The organism is Rothia sp. HMSC073B08, from assembly GCF_001812975.1.
GTDB lineage: Bacteria > Actinomycetota > Actinomycetes > Actinomycetales > Micrococcaceae > Rothia > Rothia mucilaginosa.
The window spans coordinates 33,728-50,439 of sequence record NZ_KV811060.1 but is presented as its reverse complement, the minus strand read 5'-3'; the positions used below and the strand labels follow the sequence as shown (position 1 = coordinate 50,439).

Annotated in this window: 17 protein-coding genes, 1 tRNA gene and 1 rRNA gene; 6 read left to right on the top strand and 13 right to left on the bottom strand. The window is 57.7% G+C overall.

Annotated elements, in window-relative coordinates; all coding sequences use genetic code 11:
• Positions 1-96: 96 nt before the first annotated feature.
• The 4 genes from HMPREF2884_RS03680 to HMPREF2884_RS03665 all read right to left on the bottom strand — a co-directional run bounded on the left by HMPREF2884_RS03680 (position 97) and on the right by HMPREF2884_RS03665 (position 4,066).
• The gene (locus HMPREF2884_RS03680; RefSeq protein ID WP_070615749.1) at positions 97-420 is read right to left on the bottom strand and encodes an ATPase; all 324 of its coding nucleotides are present in this window, start codon (positions 418-420) and stop codon (positions 97-99) included.
• A gap of 12 nt (positions 421-432) precedes the next feature.
• Positions 433-957 (bottom strand): hypothetical protein, encoded by a 525-nt coding sequence (locus HMPREF2884_RS03675; RefSeq protein WP_070615747.1) that lies wholly within the window; start codon positions 955-957, stop codon positions 433-435.
• Between the two features lie 179 nt (positions 958-1,136).
• Positions 1,137-2,867, bottom strand: a complete 1,731-nt coding sequence (locus HMPREF2884_RS03670; RefSeq protein ID WP_070615745.1) for a cation:proton antiporter — start codon at positions 2,865-2,867, stop codon at positions 1,137-1,139.
• Between the two features lie 248 nt (positions 2,868-3,115).
• On the bottom strand, positions 3,116-4,066 hold the full coding sequence (locus HMPREF2884_RS03665; protein WP_070615743.1) for a biotin synthase: 951 nt from the start codon (positions 4,064-4,066) through the stop codon (positions 3,116-3,118).
• 292 nt (positions 4,067-4,358) lie between these two features.
• Here HMPREF2884_RS03665 and HMPREF2884_RS03660 point away from each other — a divergent pair, with 292 nt between their 5' ends.
• The 5 genes from HMPREF2884_RS03660 to HMPREF2884_RS03640 all read left to right on the top strand — a co-directional run bounded on the left by HMPREF2884_RS03660 (position 4,359) and on the right by HMPREF2884_RS03640 (position 8,895).
• Positions 4,359-4,961, top strand: coding sequence for a TetR/AcrR family transcriptional regulator (locus HMPREF2884_RS03660; protein ID WP_070615741.1), 603 nt, complete (start codon positions 4,359-4,361; stop codon positions 4,959-4,961).
• A gap of 263 nt (positions 4,962-5,224) precedes the next feature.
• Positions 5,225-6,622: a galactokinase gene (locus tag HMPREF2884_RS03655; RefSeq protein WP_070615739.1), complete on the top strand. Its 1,398-nt coding sequence runs from the start codon at positions 5,225-5,227 to the stop codon at positions 6,620-6,622.
• Positions 6,623-7,057: 435 nt separating this feature from the next.
• Positions 7,058-7,222, top strand: coding sequence for a hypothetical protein (locus HMPREF2884_RS03650; protein WP_005508004.1), 165 nt, complete (start codon positions 7,058-7,060; stop codon positions 7,220-7,222).
• Between the two features lie 532 nt (positions 7,223-7,754).
• Entirely contained in the window at positions 7,755-8,075 is a 321-nt protein-coding gene (locus HMPREF2884_RS03645; protein WP_005504125.1) for a glutaredoxin domain-containing protein, read from the top strand.
• Position 8,076: 1 nt separating this feature from the next.
• Complete coding sequence (locus tag HMPREF2884_RS03640; RefSeq protein WP_005504124.1) at positions 8,077-8,895, top strand: shikimate 5-dehydrogenase; 819 nt, start codon at positions 8,077-8,079, stop codon at positions 8,893-8,895.
• Between the two features lie 337 nt (positions 8,896-9,232).
• Here HMPREF2884_RS03640 and HMPREF2884_RS03635 read toward each other — a convergent pair whose 3' ends face one another.
• The 3 genes from HMPREF2884_RS03635 to HMPREF2884_RS03625 form a co-directional block, all read right to left on the bottom strand.
• Complete coding sequence (locus HMPREF2884_RS03635; protein WP_083309671.1) at positions 9,233-10,045, bottom strand: rhomboid family intramembrane serine protease; 813 nt, start codon at positions 10,043-10,045, stop codon at positions 9,233-9,235.
• Positions 10,046-10,103: 58 nt separating this feature from the next.
• Entirely contained in the window at positions 10,104-10,928 is an 825-nt protein-coding gene (locus HMPREF2884_RS03630; RefSeq protein WP_070615737.1) for a rhomboid family intramembrane serine protease, read from the bottom strand.
• 171 nt (positions 10,929-11,099) lie between these two features.
• Entirely contained in the window at positions 11,100-11,627 is a 528-nt protein-coding gene (locus HMPREF2884_RS03625) for a peptidylprolyl isomerase (protein WP_070615735.1), read from the bottom strand.
• Between the two features lie 173 nt (positions 11,628-11,800).
• Between HMPREF2884_RS03625 and HMPREF2884_RS03620 the strand changes: the two genes are divergently transcribed.
• Positions 11,801-12,136: a hypothetical protein gene (locus HMPREF2884_RS03620; protein WP_070615733.1), complete on the top strand. Its 336-nt coding sequence runs from the start codon at positions 11,801-11,803 to the stop codon at positions 12,134-12,136.
• A gap of 324 nt (positions 12,137-12,460) precedes the next feature.
• Here HMPREF2884_RS03620 and rrf read toward each other — a convergent pair.
• The 6 genes from rrf to HMPREF2884_RS03590 form a co-directional block, all read right to left on the bottom strand.
• Positions 12,461-12,577: ribosomal RNA gene (gene rrf, locus HMPREF2884_RS03615) — 5S ribosomal RNA — on the bottom strand.
• Between the two features lie 3 nt (positions 12,578-12,580).
• Positions 12,581-12,653 (bottom strand) — tRNA-Ala (locus HMPREF2884_RS03610).
• 107 nt (positions 12,654-12,760) lie between these two features.
• A complete protein-coding gene (locus HMPREF2884_RS03605) occupies positions 12,761-13,954 on the bottom strand; it encodes an acetamidase (protein ID WP_246827918.1) in 1,194 nt (397 codons plus the stop codon).
• A 205-nt stretch (positions 13,955-14,159) separates the two neighbouring features.
• On the bottom strand, positions 14,160-14,612 hold the full coding sequence (locus HMPREF2884_RS03600; RefSeq protein WP_012902638.1) for a DUF3349 domain-containing protein: 453 nt from the start codon (positions 14,610-14,612) through the stop codon (positions 14,160-14,162).
• Between the two features lie 50 nt (positions 14,613-14,662).
• Positions 14,663-14,956 (bottom strand): hypothetical protein, encoded by a 294-nt coding sequence (locus HMPREF2884_RS03595; RefSeq protein WP_044149971.1) that lies wholly within the window; start codon positions 14,954-14,956, stop codon positions 14,663-14,665.
• Positions 14,957-14,970: 14 nt separating this feature from the next.
• Complete coding sequence (locus HMPREF2884_RS03590) at positions 14,971-16,200, bottom strand: inorganic phosphate transporter (protein WP_012902636.1); 1,230 nt, start codon at positions 16,198-16,200, stop codon at positions 14,971-14,973.
• Positions 16,201-16,712 lie beyond the last annotated feature (512 nt).

Below are 16,712 nucleotides of genomic sequence, written 5' to 3'. Positions count from 1 at the left end.
TTCGGGCAGACACCCGAGCACCACTTGGCAGCAAGCATAAAGAAACCCCCTCAGAGAACTTCTGAGGGGGTTTCTATATGCCTTTAGGGGTTGCCCCTAGTTGGTCTTCTCGGGTGTTTCAGCAGGCTCTTCTGCAGGCTCCGCTTCAGCCTTGTCAGCGGCGGATTTGCCGTCCAGGCGCTGCACCACAGAGGGGCGGTCATCAAAGCCGCGGCGGGTGCCTCGGGCAACCTTCGCGTCCATGGTGTACAGCTGCTCGCGGTTCGTCAGCACGACCAGGGTCATGGCGTTCAGGCAGACGCCCACAATGCATAGAATCCAGCCGATCAGCATGAAACGGCCACCGGAAAGCACCGCGCCGGAAAGCATCAGGGCAATAGAAACCAAGTACGCCGGGGAAAGCAAAAACTTCGTATTCACAACCGACCTGCCTTAGCGTGCGTTGGAGCGGGGCTTGGGGGTGCGACCCGAACGGGGGCGCGAGGGCAGAACGCTCATGCGACCGGGGGCGGGGGCAACAATCGGCTGAGATTCGGTGGGCTCTTCCTCACGAACCTCTGCAGCCTCAACAGCCTCGGAGGTTTCAGCGGGTGCCTGCTGCTCGTGCTGTTCATCGTACTCAGCCTGCGCCGCTACCTCGTGCTCACCTGCCTCCTGCTCGATTACCTCATGCTCAGCAGCTTCACGCTCTTCACGGCGGTGCTCCGAGCGCTCGCGGATACGGTTCTCCACGGAGGATTCGAAACCGTCCAGGTTGGTCACCAGTGCGGGGGTCGGGTTGCCCTTCGCCTTACCCACGGACAGCACGAAGGCAAGGACGTTCAGACCCAGCGCAAGAATCAGAAGAATCCAGCCGAGCCACAGGAGCCAGGGGTTGGAAGTTCCAATCAAGAGCGCGCCGCAAAAAATCACGCCGAGGGAGGTCAGGTACGCAGGCGAAAGAGTCTTGAAATCCATGTCTACTTTCAATGTGTTCGTGAGTTTGAGAGAGCTAACGTTCGGTTCTCATTTTAGGTGATAGTTGAGCCTTAATCTGCTTCTGCCCCTGTCTATCGCCTGTGAGCTAAAGACCAGTGGGCTTCACTCGGTGGCGTATGCAGGGGCAGAAACGTAGTGTTCGTGCGCGGAGGTACCGGCTAGGACTTGGGGCTTACCTCGTTGGTGACCAGGGGCGAGGCGGGCGCGTTCTCAACCACGGGGATTGCGCGGGTGCTCAGGGTGCCCTGGTGCTTCTTCCAGAGGTTGTAGCGTTCCATGGCGACCGCGCCAGCGGTCATGGCGGGCAGAATGAACATGCCGGAGGAGCGGATGCTTTCTGCCTGCGCCAGGATGTCCAGCTTACGCACCACGCGGAGCACGTCGTGGGAGTCGTAACGATCCTGGGCGGCAATGACCTCGTTCTGTGCGGCGACGAGGGCGGCGTCGCGCAGGCGCACGAAGTCGTTCCGCTTGTCCTTAATCTTCTCCATGTGCTGCTTGTATTCTTCGGGCAGCGCCTCGCTGATTTCGTCGCGGCGGGTGATGGCGGAGCACATTTCCTTCACGCGAGCGTAGGTCTCGGGGTCGGTGGTTGCCTTTGCCTCCGCCTGGAGCGCCTCGAGGGCTGCAATCTGCGCGATCTTGAGCAGTTCGGGCACGGCGGTTTCTTCTTCATGGTTAGCCTGCACGCCAAGGACCTTCACGAGCAGGGGCAGGGTCAGGCCGGGCAGCACGAGGGTGAAGAAGAGTACGGAGAGCATCATGACGATGGCGTCCTGGCGTACCTGTTCGGTGCCGTTGACCACGGGGATGGACAGGGCAAGAATCAGGGTCACGAGGCCGCGCATGCCGGACCAGGTCATGACGATAACTTCGGCGAAGCTTTCGGGGGCACCCTCGTGGATGGGGTTCTTGCGCCCTGCGAGCCAGACGATGGTGAACCAAATGAGGCGCACCAGGATGGCAACCAGTGCGACCATGGCGCCGTTGCCGAAGAGACCGGCGATACGAGAGGGATCGGCGGTGGCGATGATGCTACTTGCCTGCAGGCCGATGAGGCCGAAGGCGACACCGGTCATGAGCAGCTCAATGATCTGCCAGAAGGAGGTGGAGGAGAGGCGTTCTTCCGCTTCGAGCGCCGCCATGTACTTGGTGCTGGTGAACTGGATAGCGCCGATGACCACGGCAATAACGCCGGAGGCGTGCACGCTTTCAGCAGCTAGGTAGGCACCGAAGGGAATCACGAGGGTCACGGCGTTGCTGGTGACCACGTCGTGGGCGCGCTGGCGCACGTAGCCGCCGAGCCAGCCGAAGATGTAACCAATAATGACCGCGAGAATCGAGCCGAGCACGAAGTCCTTGGCAACGGAGAGCGGGTCAATATGGTGGCCGCTAGTCATGGAGTGGATTGCGGCGTGGAAGAGCACGATTGCGATAGCGTCGTTGAAGCTACCTTCGGTCTGCAGGGTGCCGATGAGTCGACGGGGGATGCCGACGGGCTCGGCGACCGCCTCCACGGCAACGGGGTCAGCTGCACCCACAGCGAGGGCGACGGCGATGGTCATGCCGGGGACCCACCATATGGTTGCGCCGGCAATCGCCAGGGCAGAGACGGTGGTGAGTAGGACCGAGTAGAGGAGTACGGATTTCCAGCGGCGACGCAGAGTACCCCAGGAGAATTTAACGCCGATGGCCCACAGTAGCGGCGGAAGGAAGATCGGCAGGATGATGTCGCTGTCGATGGTGAGGTCCGGTCGGTTGGGAATGAAGAGCGCGGCGGCACCGAGCAGGGTCATCATGACCGGCCAGGGCAGGTTGAGTCGGTCACCGACGCTGACCATGAATACGGTCGCAAGCAGGATGATGACAATAACGGAGAGGTAAAGCATTGGTCCGGTGTTGTTCCTTTCGCGCGGCTAGGATTAGTCGGCTACGTCTTTCTACTCTACCGGAGGGGTTCATTCCGTTTTTCGGATATGGGGGTTCTGCAGCGTTTATTGTGGTGTTGTTTACCTCTGAGCCTAATACCCTTTACGGAATATAGAGTTTCCCCTGAATATCCTTACTTTTCAGCAGGTTATTCAGGGGAAAATTCTATATTTGGAATATAAAGCTTGGGGCAAGAACCCCTAGCAGGTTACTTGGATCCGCAACCGCCAGCACCGCAGCCACAGCCACCAGCGGGGGCTTCTTCGACGACCGGCTCGGGCTCGTCGTGGCCGCCGCAGCATCCACCCTTTTCTTCCTTCGGCTCATCGTGGCCACCGCAGCAGCCACCGCCGCCGTGAGAGTGACCGTGAGGCTCAGCGGGAGCTTCAGCGGAGGAACCGCATCCGCCCGAGCCGCAGCCACAACCACCAGCGGAAGGTGCCGGCTCCTCGTGGCTACCGCAGCCACCCGAACCGCAACCGCATCCGCCGCCGTCAACCGAGCCACAGGCGGAGCCGCGTGCGTCGCGGTGACCCATGAGGTCCACGCCGAGGTCGGAGAGGTAGCGCAGGTAGCCTGCGAGGGCATCGCGGCCACCGGTGCCGGAGATGACGATACCGCCGTGGCGCAGCGCCTTGAGCACCTCATTGACCATGGGCCACTGCTCAATGTCGTCGGTAATGGTGATAGCGCTGACCACGTGCATTGCGAGGGAAGTCAGCGAGCGCAGGGACTGTTCGTAGCCTTCGGGCAGGTGAATGACCTTGGCGGGTGCCGCCAGGCGCAGGATGGACAGCACGCGCATGAGCATCATGGGTACTGCATTTTCGGGCAGTAGTACGGTCACGCCGATGGCGGAGGATTCAGCAATACGTTCGATGGTTGCCGCGAGTTCTTCGGAGTCGATATCGCGGGAGATATCCAGTACTTCGTAGGAGTCCACGGCGATGGAGCGGGTGCCCAGTGCGTCGGCGAGTGCTTCATCTTCGGTGTGGATCGCAATCATGTTGCGGAATTCGTTGCGGCGCACGACGGAGGCTGCCTCGATGAGGGCGAAGTCCTGTCCTTCACCGTCCACGAGGAGGGTGTGGATTTCTTCGCGGTTGAGGCCTTCGCCTGCGGTGGCGCGCTCGATTAGTTCAGAAAATGCATTGCTCATACCGAATATTAAACACCTGATTTCGGGGCGTGTGCCCGCGAGGTTTACCTGTCTTGGCGGTTTTGGGCGGTTTAAGACGTGATTTTATGCCGAGAGCGTGGGCGTCTGCCTTTTTCTGCGTGTACTGGAGGGTTTTCGGTGACAAAAGTGCTCGTGAAACGCGAAACGTTCGCTCCGGGTGAGTGAGAATCAACATTGGTTTTTGGGTTTGTGCCGCGTATTTGTGGGGTTTTTGTTTGCCGTGGGGTGCATCTTGCTCACGTTACAGATTTGAACACCCTAAAATGAAAGGGTGGTACTTTCCCGTGAAAAGATTCTAGATACCGCCTACGAGGTCTTGGCGACCTACGGTTTGGCGGACCTTTCCATGCGCCGACTCGCTCAGGAGCTTCACGTGGCTCCCGGCGCCCTGTACTACCACGTGAAGAATAAGCAGCAGCTTCTGATTCTGTTGGCGGATTACATTCTGGCTCGTGCCCCGAAGTCGATGTCTGAGGAGGCTGAGGCGAATCCGGAGGCTATTCGCGCTTCGATGATTCGCCGCGGCGATACGCTGTTCTCCCTGCTGTACCCGATTCGTGAGTGCCCTGAGGTGGTGCGTTTGAGTTTGACTCTGCACCCGCGTGAGTTGAAGCCGGTGGTGGCTATGGCTCATGAGTTCCAGGCTCTTGGTTTAGGCCATGCGGAGGCGCTACGTCGTGCTCGTTTGTTGACCCATATTGCGTTGAGCCTGGTGGAGGAGTATCAGACTCTGCCGCTGATTTCTCCGCAGGAAGCTGTGGCGAGTGGCGATGTTCCTCTGATTGAGAATGCGTTTAACCGTTACCGCCAGGATCTGCTTTCTGCGATTGATTCGATGATGATAGTGCAAGCGCCTTATACGCAGGATGCGTAAGTCGCCTGTTCCTCTTTTGGTTTATTAGTTGTGTATGGTGCCCCGTGCCCCCTTGTGGGGGTGCGGGGCTTTTGCGTGCGTTGGTGCTGGCTGCTCTGCTGCGCTCTGATACCGGCGCGGTTTGGCGGCTGAGTCGATGTTCGCCGGTTGTCTGCTTTAGTCTAGAGGTGACACGTGCTTGCGCTGTTGCCCGTTGGGTATCTGGTGCGAGTGGGGTGTTGTTTATGTCTTAGTGCCCCGTTGGGCTTTATCAGAGGTGTTCCATGTCGATGACCGCTACCGCCCAGTGGGCGGCTCTTCCGGACCATAGCGCGGAGATTGCGCGTGTGCGTGAGGAGTTTATTACTGCGTATGGTTATGAGCCGGATGGTGTGTGGTCTGCGCCTGGGCGCCTGAATCTTTTGGGCGAGTACATTGATTTTTTGGGTGGCTCGTGCCTGCCGATGCCGCTGCCGTACCGCACCTATGTGGCGGGTGCGTTGCGTCGTGATGGTGTGTTGCGCGCGGCTTCTTTGCAGATGCCCGGCGATGAGCGCACGGTCGTGATTCGCGATATTCAACCGGGTCATTTGAAGGGCTGGTTCACTTATGTGGCGGGTGTTGCGTGGGCGATGAATCAGGAGGGCGGCAGGGATATTATGCTGCCCGATGAGTTTGGTGCTGACCTGCTGATTAATTCTCGTGTTCCGGTGGGTGGCGGTTTGTCGTCTTCGGCGGCTTTGGAGTGTTCGACGGCGTTGGCGTTGTTGGAGCTCTCGTGTCCGGTGCGTGAGGAGTGCCCGCAGGCGGATGCTACCCCGGCTGATAGTGATGCGTTGCGTGCGCGTCTGGCTCAGGTGTGTATTACGGCTGAGAATAAGGTGGCTGGCGCGCATACGGGTGGCCTGGATCAGACGGCGTCGTTGCGTTCGTATCCGGAGCAGGCTCTGGTGATTGATTTCCGTGATTTTTCGATTGAGCCAGTTGCGGTGGATATTGCCCAGCATGGCCTGAGTTTTTTGGTGATCGATACGAACACTCCGCATGAGCTGACGGATGGCGGTTTTGCGGCTCGTCGTGCGGCGTCTGAGGCGTGCGCTGACGCTTTGGGTCTGCGTTTTTTGCGTGATGCCCTACCGGAGGATTTGTCGTGTGCGGGTATGGATGCGCGTGCGGCAAAGGCGTGGCGTGCTGACTTGGTGGATTCTTCGGTGAATCGTGCCTTGGATGCTCTGGAGGACGCGGGTCGTTCGTGTTCGTTCCCGCGTGGTTGGGTGCGTCATGCGTTCCACGATATGACTCTGGTGGGTCGTGCGAGCTATCTGTTGCAGCATGCTGATGAGTTGGGTTGCGCGGCGTTTGAGGAGACGGGCCGTATTTTCACGGAGTCTTTTGTATCAATGCGTGATGAGTTGCGTGTTTCTCGCCCTGAGATTGATGATGCGGTGCAGGTGTGCCTGGATCGGGGCGCGTTGGGTGCCCGTATTGTGGGTGGTGGTTTTGGTGGCGCGGTGATGGCGCTGATTCCGACCTCTCAGCTGGAGGCTGCCGCGGATGCGGTGGCGACTGCGTATGCTGTGCGCGGCTATGCGGCGCCTCGTTTTTTGCCGATGGTTGCTGGTTTTGCGGCGTCTCATGATTGGGCTGCGGGCGCTGCTCCTACGGATATTCCGGTGTTGTAGGGTTGGGTGCTGAAGTCTGTCATAAATCAGCGGGGTGTCATAGGGGCGTTTTTTCGGGGTTTTGAACAATATTCATAGCTGGAAGTTTCCTGCGAGTTTCTGCAAATTTCCTCCGCTCATCCCCCGTAATAACGCGCTGATAAGCCATAATTTTTTGGTCATTGGTCAAAAGTGGCGCCACGTTTTCTGAGGGTGGTTTTTCTTGCCTTCGCGGGTATGTACACTTATCGACGGACGCAATCCGTGAGCTGTAAAGTTTCGATGCGCATAGTCCGGCATATGGATAGCATCTACACTGGGTTCGACCGTCACATACAAGCCCAGCTTGCAGGTTTCGTCCGCCAAAGCATCACACTCCAGTTTTCTGCCCGCCCCGGGCAGGTACCTCACCAAGAGTGAGGCTTTAGAGCGCGAAAGCGCAGAAAGGAGGCCCCCGTGGGCTTCGATATCAAGGGTACCGTTGAGCAGGGCCTCGACAAGGCTCAGGAAGTCATCAACGAAAAGGCTGGCAAGGAGATCGTCACCGACGAGCACGTTGCCAAGGTTGAAGAGGTCGTGACCGAGAACGTCTCCAAGCTGACCGAGAAGTTCGGCAAGTAAGGCGACAGCCTCCTTTGGATTGGCGTCCTGCCTCGCTTCCTCGTGGGGTAGGGCGCCTTTCCCTGGGTTTTGCATTACAGGCTTTCACTCAACGGCTTTCACTCAACATCTCTCTCAAATAATGGGGCGTTCTGCCCCGCCTGGGTTCTTTCACTCACCGACTCACTCGGCATATTGCTCAGCTTCGGTTACCGCCTGGTAGCCTGTTTTCACTCTTCTTTTACTCTTACTCAGCACAAGTACTCGCGCTTTCTCGCGAACTGTATACGCCCCGCATCATTGGTCCGGCAACCTTGGTGTGGGGCGTATGCCGTTAATGCGCGGGGGAAGGCTTCTGGGGCGCAGGGTGAAGGCTTCTGCGGGAGTGCTGTGCGGGTTGCCGGGGTGCGGCGCGGGCGTTCGCCCGATGAGGGCCTCTCCCCCGCACCTACGTACTCAGGCTATGCTTGATACATCAACTTATTGAGCTGCGCCCTCAGGCAGGTTTTAGCGCCTCCTGGAGACCGCGGAGCACCCTGTTTATGGAGGAACTATGTTTGAACGTCAGCAGTCCGATCAGCAGAAGGCACGCGAGGTCATGAAGGATGGCGGCGTCGTCATTTATTGGCGCCCCGGCTGCCCCTACTGCGAGGCTCTGGATTCTAAGCTGGGCGAGCTGGGCGACCACGCTACCTGGGTGAACATTTGGGAGGATCCGCAGGCTGAGGCGCACGTGAAGTCCCTCAACGACGGCAACGCGGTTGTTCCCACCGTGGATACCGGCGACACCCACTTTGTGGTCGCTGACCTGGTGAGCCGCAACAAGGTGAAGAAGCTGATCCAGAACACTCTCGACGCTGGCGGCGAGGCTTAAGATGGCTCGCCCGGCACTGAACCGCGATACGACGGTCTGCATTTCTCTGTCTGGTCGCCCGTCAAATCACGGTATTAAGTTCCACAATTACCTGTATGAGAAGCACGGTCTGGATTACCTGTACAAGGCGATGACCACCACCGACATTGAGGGTGCTATCGCCGGCGTGCGTGCTCTGGGTATTCGTGGCTGCTCGGTGTCTATGCCGTTCAAGCAAGCTGTTATCCCGCTGATGGACGATATGGACCACTCGGCTGCGGTTATTGGTGCGGTGAACACGATTGTGAACACTGACGGCTTCTTGAAGGCGTACAACACGGATGTGATTGCGGTGGCTTCCCTGCTGCGTTCGCATAATGTGGATCCGTCTCTGCCGTTCTTGCTGCGCGGTTCGGGCGGTATGGCGGCTGCTGTGGCTGGCGCGTTCTTTGATGCGGGCTTCTCGCAAGGCATGATTATTGCCCGTAATGAGGAGACCGGCCGCGCGCTGGCTGAGCGTTACGAGTACGCCTGGGCACCGGAGGTGGGCAACCTGCGAGCGCCGATTCTGGTGAACGTGACCCCGATTGGCATGGCTGGCGGTGAGGAGAGCGAGGAGCTGTCCTACCCGCAGGAGGCTATTGCTGAGGCGCAGGTGGTCTTTGACGTGGTGGCGATGCCTGTTGAGACTCCGCTGGTTCGTGCGGCTCGTGCGGCGGGTAAGGAAGTTATTCACGGCGGTGAGGTGATTGCTCTGCAGGCCGCTGAGCAGTTCCGCCTGTACACCGGTGTGGAGCTCACCCCCGAGGAGGTTGAGGAGGCGGAGGCTCAGGCGAACTAGGTTCGCACCCGCTGCTTCTTTGCCCCGTAAGGGGCTCGATACGTGAAAGTGCCCGGAAGGTTGATCCTTCCGGGCACTTTTTGTTGGTGCGTAGCACCGGAATTTTTTGTAATTACACACACCCTGGTATTTAAGGTTTTCCACATCTGTGGAGAAATCTGGGGAAAACTCTTACACCCGTGTAATTCACCCCGTGTAATTCGGTTGTTTTAGCCTGTATCCACAGGTTTTTAACATGTACTCACACTCGTGGAATTACACGAATGTAGTTATACACAGTGTGGAAAACTGCTGTGGATAACGTGTCTCTGCACCGGATTTCCGCGGTTTTCCAGGCTTAATACCTGCCGTTGAGCCACTGCTGCGGGCTCTGCGGCGGCGGATTCGAGGACTCGGGTTTCTTCACGAACGGGATAATCAGTAGGGTCGCGAGCGCGCCACCGACAAAGCCGCCAAAGTGTCCCGCGTGAGAAATATTCGGGTGGAAGAGGCTCTGCACAACGTCAATACCCATGAGCAGAATAAAGAGGCGTGCAGTATCCTTCTGCTTCCGAAGAAGCAGAAGGACGAAGAACGCGCCGTAGAGGCCGTACACACCGCCTGATGCGCCCACGGCACCACGGTAGTAGGTGAAGAGGTACACACTGCAGCCGGCACCTACGGTAGCCGCCATATATACAAAGAGGAATTTCCACCGCCCCATCATTCGTTCGAGAGATACACCGAAGATGAAGAGGTAAATCATGTTCCACACCAGGTGCATCGGGTCATTCTGCGAGTGCAAAAAACCGTGCGTGATCAAGCGGTAGTACTCACCGCGGTGAACACTGGGACCCGACATCGCGCCGAGGTTGTACACCCAACGGAATGGAATGATCTGTTGCAGACCGTACACCACGACGTTAATCAGAATGAGCGTGTACGTAATATGCCAGTGCCGGGCGATGAAGGAACGCGTCGGGCTCGAGGCGAATCCATTTAGGTCACGGTAGCAGTCGGGGCATACTACACCCGCGCCCTGCGCCGTCTGGCATTCGCCGCAGACGGTGCGGTTGCAGCGCCCACACTGGGCGTAGCTAACGCGGTCGGGGTGGTTGACGCAGACCGTGGGGCTCTGCCCGTAATTCATGTAGTTGGGAAAGTTCTCCACTGCCTCTCCAAAGATTTTCGTGCCGGATTTTCCGAAGATTTTTCACGTATTTTCAGGCTTAGTACCTGCCGTTTTGCCATTGCTGCGGGCTCTGCTGCTGAGGAGGCTCGGGCTTATCCACAAGCGGGACAAACAGCAGTGTCAACAGCACACCACCGACAAAACCACCCGCATGGCATGCGTGGGAGATATTCGACGGGGTCATAATGCTATAAATGATGTTCGGGGCAGTAATCATGACGAACACTCGTGCGGTGTCCTTCTGCTTCCTGATGATCAGCAGGGTCAAGAACGAGCCCATGAGGCCGAATAGGCCACCGGAGGCACCCACCACGCTCGTTCCAGGAGCCAGCACGTACACGCCGAGGGCACCAAAGATGATAGAGCCCAGGTACACCACAAGGAACTTCCAGCGCCCCATCATGCGTTCGAGGGACACACCGTAGATGAAGAGGTTAATCATGTTCCACACCAGGTGCATCGGGTCATTCTGCATATGCAGAAAACCGTAGGTGATGATGCGGTAGTACTCGCCGTGCTGGACGTAGGGCCACCAGATGTTGCCATGCCTAACCACCCATTCATTGGGAATGATCTGCTGCAGACCGTACATCGCGACGTTAATCAGAATGAGCGTGTACGTAATGTGCCAGTGGCGCGCCAGGAACGAGCCTTTTGCCTTCGAACCTTGTGCTTTCGAGCTGCCGCCGGTGAGGTCGCGGTAGCAGTCGGGGCAGACCATGCCCACATCCAGTGCTACCTGGCATTCGCCGCAGACGGTGCGGTTGCAACGCTTGCACTGGGCGTAGCTAACGCGGTTGGGGTGGTTGACACAGACGGTGGGGGTCTGCCCGTAGCCTGCGTAGTTGGGAAAGTTCTCCACTGAACCTCCAGGGGTTGTGTACCGGATCAACCGGGGTGGTGTGCGGGGGATGGCGCGCGTGGGCATATAAGCACAGGGGCCCACCGGAAGAATCCTGGCGGGCCCCTGAACTATACGTGTTTTCTCAACACCTTCAGCAGAATGCTCGTATGAGCCTTCCGATGGGGTTTATTAGAGCTTTTCGATGTCGATCGAGGAGATGACAACGTCCTTGACCGGGCGGTCCTGGAAGCCGGTCTCAACGCTCTCAATAGCGTCAACAACCTTCTTGGATGCCTCGTCGGTGACCTCACCGAAGATGGTGTGGCGGCCGTTCAGCCAGGGGGTCTCAACGGTGGTGATGAAGAACTGAGAACCGTTGGTGCCGGGGCCTGCGTTAGCCATTGCCAGCAGGTAGGGCTTGGAGAAGGAGAGCTCGGGGTGAATCTCGTCCTTGAACTGGTAGCCGGGGCCGCCAACGCCCATGCCCAGGGGGTCGCCACCCTGAATCATGAAGTCCTTGATGATGCGGTGGAACACGACGTCCTTGTACAGGGGGGTGTTCATGATTTCACCGGTGCGGGGGTGCTTCCACTGACGGGAGCCGTCAGCCAGGCCGATGAAGTTTTCAACAGTCAGCGGTGCGTGGTTGCCGAAGAGATCGACGACGATGTCACCGTAGTTAGTGTGGATAGTTGCCTTAGCAGTTGCATTACTCATGGCTCTATTGTGGCACGGGGCGGCGCTCATTCGCCATCTAACATGTTTTTTCGCCCCGGGCGCACCGTTGGGCGGGCTTTTTGGGCGGGAATTGAATATCCTGAGAGGTGAACACTACGCGCGCGGCGGCGTTTTCTGGCTGCTGGCGCATTTCAACCGATGGAGGTCACCCCATGTTCTGCTGCAAGAAGCGTAAGGCACGCAAGGCTGCTAAGGCTCAGACTATTGTCTCTTCTCTGGCTGCTGTTGAGTCCGCGCTGGAAGGCAAGACCGCTGAGATGTTCGCTGAGAAGCTGACCGGCAACAAGAAGGCCCTGAAGAAGGCTCGTAAGGCTACCGCAAAGACTGTTCGTGCCGCTGAGAAGGAACTGGCTCGTATTGAGCGTAACGGCGGCAAGCGCCCCCGTAAGGGCCTGGCGTTCCTGGGTCTGCTGGTTGCTCTGGGTGTTGCAGGCGCCGCAGCCTACAACGCAGCTCGTCCCGTGGAGGACCCCTGGAAGAACGCATAAGCGTTCCCGTATCTTCTTCTTCTCTCAGGGGATCTAAGATAGCTTTCTGAGGCGCCGCTAGCGGCGCGAGGGAGCGCTTTATGAAAGATAGCCGCCCGCCAAGAGTTTTACTCTGGCGGGCGGCTATTGTTTGTTCTTTATGGGGGGAGGAAAGGGGAGAGAGGAGGCGCTACAGATGCTACAGGTAGAGCGCTGAATCTCCCCGTGCATATACCCCGGGGTGCCCCCTGCGGTAGTTCCCTGACATGCCCGGATATACCCTGACGTACCCGGATATACAAAGAACCCCATGTCTTTCGACATGGGGTTCTCGGTTCAAAAATAAACCGGCGATGACCTACTCTCCCACACCCACAAAAGTGCAGTACCATCGGCGCGAAGAGTCTTAGCTTCTGGGTTCGGAATGGAACCAGGCGTTTCCCTCTTGCTATAATCACCGGAAAGTGGAGGCGAGGGGACTCGAACCCCTAACCCTCTGCTTGCAAAGCAGATGCGCTACCAATTGCGCCACGCCCCCGCGGTGCTTTACTAGTCTATAACACCTTTTGCGACTTCACCAAATCCCCAGGCACATTTTTTTAGTTAGACCCATCACACCCCTGAGGGGATTAGGTATGAGGGGGCTTAGGTAATCACCTCACCCGGCACTGTCGCCTCCCGCTTCGTCAGAGCCTGCAGCGGACCACTCACTTCCTGCAGATATTTACGAATCGCGGTACGTTGCGCCTCCTTCGCGGACTCCTCCTTCGACTCCGGCGCCGTGAAGCCCAACTTGAACCCATCCCACTGGCTCGCCGAGGGATATTTTTCACGGGCATTCCACACCAGCGAGAACGACGCCAAAGTCTTCAGTTCCTTCTTCGTGGCAGCCTTCGACAGCACATCAGCAACCGTTGCCACACGCGAAGACTCGGCAACACTCACCGAAATCTTCGACTGCGCACCCGAAGGCAGACTCAGCGCCTTCTCCGGAGCCAACTGAATATTCAGGTGAATCTGCTGCACCCGCTCGTTTTTCAGATCCAGCTCAGCTAGCGCACGGAAACGCTTCAACAGGGACTCATAGTTCTCATCAATCACGACGGCATTCAGGCGCAGCTCATCCGCGAGCAAACCCACCTGCGCGTAGCTCGCGTTAGTTCCCAACGTCGCATTAGCGGTCAGCACCTTCAGCCACTGCTCTTCTTTCAAAGTCGCCGAATCATTGACTCGCAGTGGGCTCACCGGCGCATCCGTCACCGTATTAGCAACATTCTGCGGGTCATTCACCGAGTCCACACCGCCATAGGTGACGCTCAGCCGGTGCAGAGAACCGTAGACAGACAGGTTCGTCAGAGCCGTAGCCGCCGCCGCCAAATCGGCCTGCGCCGCCTCCGTGAGGGAGAAAGAACCCACCAGGCGCAGGTCCTGTTCACTACGCCCCTGACCCACATAGATACGCCCCAGCGACTCAATCTTCAGGTAGCGGGTATCGATATTTTCACGAATCAGACGCTCACGGCGCGCCAGCAGCTTCTCGGTCGAAACCACCACCGCCGCATCCTCACCCAGCACTCCGGTTGCCGCAATCTGCGGCATTGCGGCGAGCACCCCGGCGGCGGCAACCACTCCGCCAGTCAGAAGCAGGGAACGGCGGGGCACCACGAGGCGGCGCGCCTGCCCGGCAATAGCCTCTTTAGCGGCATCTACGCGGGTAGAGGGGGTCTGAGCAACAGAGTCCTCCGCAGCAATCGATGCCGCCTCAGAAGAGCTCTGAGAGGCTTCTTGAGCGGACGTAAAGTGAGAGTTCTCGGGTTCAGGAGTAGGTGAAGAAGACACAGAATCTCCATGATGTAGGGCGAGCACAAAGCCCGCCATTAGTTTGAGGGAGTGAGTCTCTCTAGAATACCGCCCACACCTATGGGTGAGCTGACAACCCGCGGCGCAGCATTCGAAGGGCATAAAGAAAACCTATGGGGTGGACTTGAGTCCACCCCATAGGTCACAAGATTCATGAGAGTTTTCACCTCTCACAGCAGGCTATTTAGTCGTCCTGCGCAGCAGTAGCGTTCGGAGCCGGAATATTAGCCGACTCGGCAGCCAACTCAGCGATACGAATCTCACCGGTCGTCGGATCATCGTAGGTCACGTACTCGGTACCGCCAGCCGTAGGCTCGGCGTCCTCATTCACATGGTTCTCCGCAATCAGGAAGCCGTGCGCACCAAGAATCTTAGCGACGCGGTCAATATCCTGCGGGGTCGGGGTATGATCCACCACTCGACGAATGTACTCATTAATGCGCTGGTCACTCACGTACGCCTCACCACGGGCAGCACGGGACTGCATGAGCTGGCGAACAACTTCCTGCAGCTGCTCATCGGTCAGACGCATCTTCAAAATAGCCATCACTGCCGCGCGGTCCTGCACCGGAACATCCTTGGGATACCCGACGCTCAGCCAGTCGATTACTCGAGAGATCATGCTCTTATCAGGCATCGAGCCCCTCCTTCGAAGCAGTCATCATATGCAATTTAGTGTTCACGGGATTAGTGGCCTCCACCGGTTACGCCGAAGATATTCCAGCCGAAAGTGTGGTCGATAAAGTCCTTAGCGACCCAGAGAATACCGATGATTACGATTGCTACGATAATAGCAAAAATGCAGAACGCAGCAATCTTCGCCGCCGTTCCCGGAGGCTCAATTTCAACGAGCTTGCCGTCCGCGGTGTACTCGGTACGACCAGCCAGCATACGCAGACCCAGCGCATAGAGCGCCGGAAGGCCCGCGCCAAAGAACAAACCGGCAATCAGCACCGGAATAACCTTGTTCACAATGTCCATCAGATATTCCACGACTACGAACCTGCCTTCTCAGTAGCAAGGGTCTGGGCTTCTGCGGATGCCTCAGCGCTGGTGACTGCAGCGCCTTCCTTTTCATCCCAGTCGCCAGTCACGTTCGAAGCGTCAATGTTGTCCTTCTGGGAATGACGCCACATCAGGAAGCAGAAGATCACCAGCAGAGCGAACACGGTCATTTCGCCAACGAACTGGGTGCCGGTCAGAGCGTTCAGGCCGTGACCAATCAGCCAGGTCAGAGCACCCACAATTGCGGCAGCCGGCAGAGTAATCAGCCAAGCAACCACCATGCGGCCAGCAACAGACCAGCGAACCTCAGCACCCTTACGGCCCAGGCCACTACCCAGAATCGAACCGGATGCCACGTGAGTGGTGGACAGTGCCATACCGAAGTGGGAGGAGGTCAGAATAATCGCGGCGGATGCACCATCAGCAGCAACACCCTGCGGGGTGTCTACCTCAACGATACCCTTACCGAGGGTGCGGATAATGCGCCAGCCACCCAGGTAAGTACCCAGAGCAATAGCGATAGCGCAGGAAGCCTTCACCCACAGGGGGATCGCGTCATCGTTGCTCAGAGTGCCCGAGGCAACCAGAGCCAGGAAGATCACGCCCATGGTCTTCTGCGCATCGTTAGTACCGTGCGCCAGAGACATCAGGGATGCGGTCGCAACCTGTCCTTTACGGAAGCCGCCGTGCTTACGGTCGTCAGCCACCGGGGCAGCAATACGGTATACCAGCCAAGTGCCGGTTGCCGCCACAATAGCCGCAATGACGGGGGAGAGGACCGCGGGAACAATAATCTTGGACAGAACGCCCATCCACTGCACGCCGTCAAAGCCGATCGCGACAATAGCCGAACCAATCAGGCCACCAAACAGAGCGTGCGACGAGGAGGAGGGAAGACCCAGAAGCCAGGTCAAAACATTCCAGAGGATACCGCCAACCAGGCCGGTAAAGACGATAAGCATCAGCGCCGGGCCATCCGTTGTTACATCGATACGATCCAGGTTCACGATGCCGCTACCAACCGAGCGTGCCACCTCAACAGAGAGGAACGCGCCGACAAGGTTCAGGGACGCAGACAGCGCCACGGCGGTCTTAGGCTTCAGTGCACCGGTGGCAATGGAGGTTGCCATCGCGTTACCGGTGTCGTGGAAGCCATTCGTAAAGTCGAAGGCGAGTGCGGTAAGCACCACGATCACGAGAATAATGAGTTCTGTAGTCACAAGAAAATTATCTGTCGGTTTTCACGAAATCTAAAGTATTCCGAATTAACACGAAATAACAGATAAACCCACAGTATTGAGCGGGTTTCCGTGAGGGTTTTACTATAGAGCCCATATTTCAGGGGAAAATCTCCCGATATTCCGCGGAAAAAAGGGTGCACCTATCGGAATGCTTAAGTTGGTTTATGTGGCTTATGCGAGAGTGCGGGGGAGAGGGGTGATTATATCCATCAAGAGGCTAAAGTGTGTTCACCAAGTGTTCACTTTCAGGAACCTCCCAGCTTTCTTTTTGTGACACACCTTTATTATTCAGACCTCATTTGGGCCACCAAGCTACCCGCACGGGATACTCCTGTGGGTTTTTACGGCGCTGGGCTTTCTGCGGAGCACATTCTCCACAGTAGGGGTTTCCTACAGCCGTGCGCATTCGAATATCACGAAGAATTGAATCTATACCCGCGGCGCACGCAGCACATCAGCTTCGCGAGGTATTCGCATCTACCCCCCCCCCC

Coding starts and splice junctions, on each gene's coding strand:
- HMPREF2884_RS03675 (WP_070615747.1), bottom strand. CDS start 957: ATGGATTTCAAGACTCTTTCGCCTGCGTACCTGACCTCCCTCGGCGTG.
- HMPREF2884_RS03670 (WP_070615745.1), bottom strand. CDS start 2,867: ATGCTTTACCTCTCCGTTATTGTCATCATCCTGCTTGCGACCGTATTC.
- HMPREF2884_RS03655 (WP_070615739.1), top strand. CDS start 5,225: ATGTCGATGACCGCTACCGCCCAGTGGGCGGCTCTTCCGGACCATAGC.
- HMPREF2884_RS03625 (WP_070615735.1), bottom strand. CDS start 11,627: ATGAGTAATGCAACTGCTAAGGCAACTATCCACACTAACTACGGTGAC.
- HMPREF2884_RS03600 (WP_012902638.1), bottom strand. CDS start 14,612: ATGCCTGATAAGAGCATGATCTCTCGAGTAATCGACTGGCTGAGCGTC.
- HMPREF2884_RS03640 (WP_005504124.1), top strand. CDS start 8,077: ATGGCTCGCCCGGCACTGAACCGCGATACGACGGTCTGCATTTCTCTG.
- HMPREF2884_RS03665 (WP_070615743.1), bottom strand. CDS start 4,066: ATGAGCAATGCATTTTCTGAACTAATCGAGCGCGCCACCGCAGGCGAA.
- HMPREF2884_RS03645 (WP_005504125.1), top strand. CDS start 7,755: ATGTTTGAACGTCAGCAGTCCGATCAGCAGAAGGCACGCGAGGTCATG.
- HMPREF2884_RS03595 (WP_044149971.1), bottom strand. CDS start 14,956: ATGGACATTGTGAACAAGGTTATTCCGGTGCTGATTGCCGGTTTGTTC.
- HMPREF2884_RS03620 (WP_070615733.1), top strand. CDS start 11,801: ATGTTCTGCTGCAAGAAGCGTAAGGCACGCAAGGCTGCTAAGGCTCAG.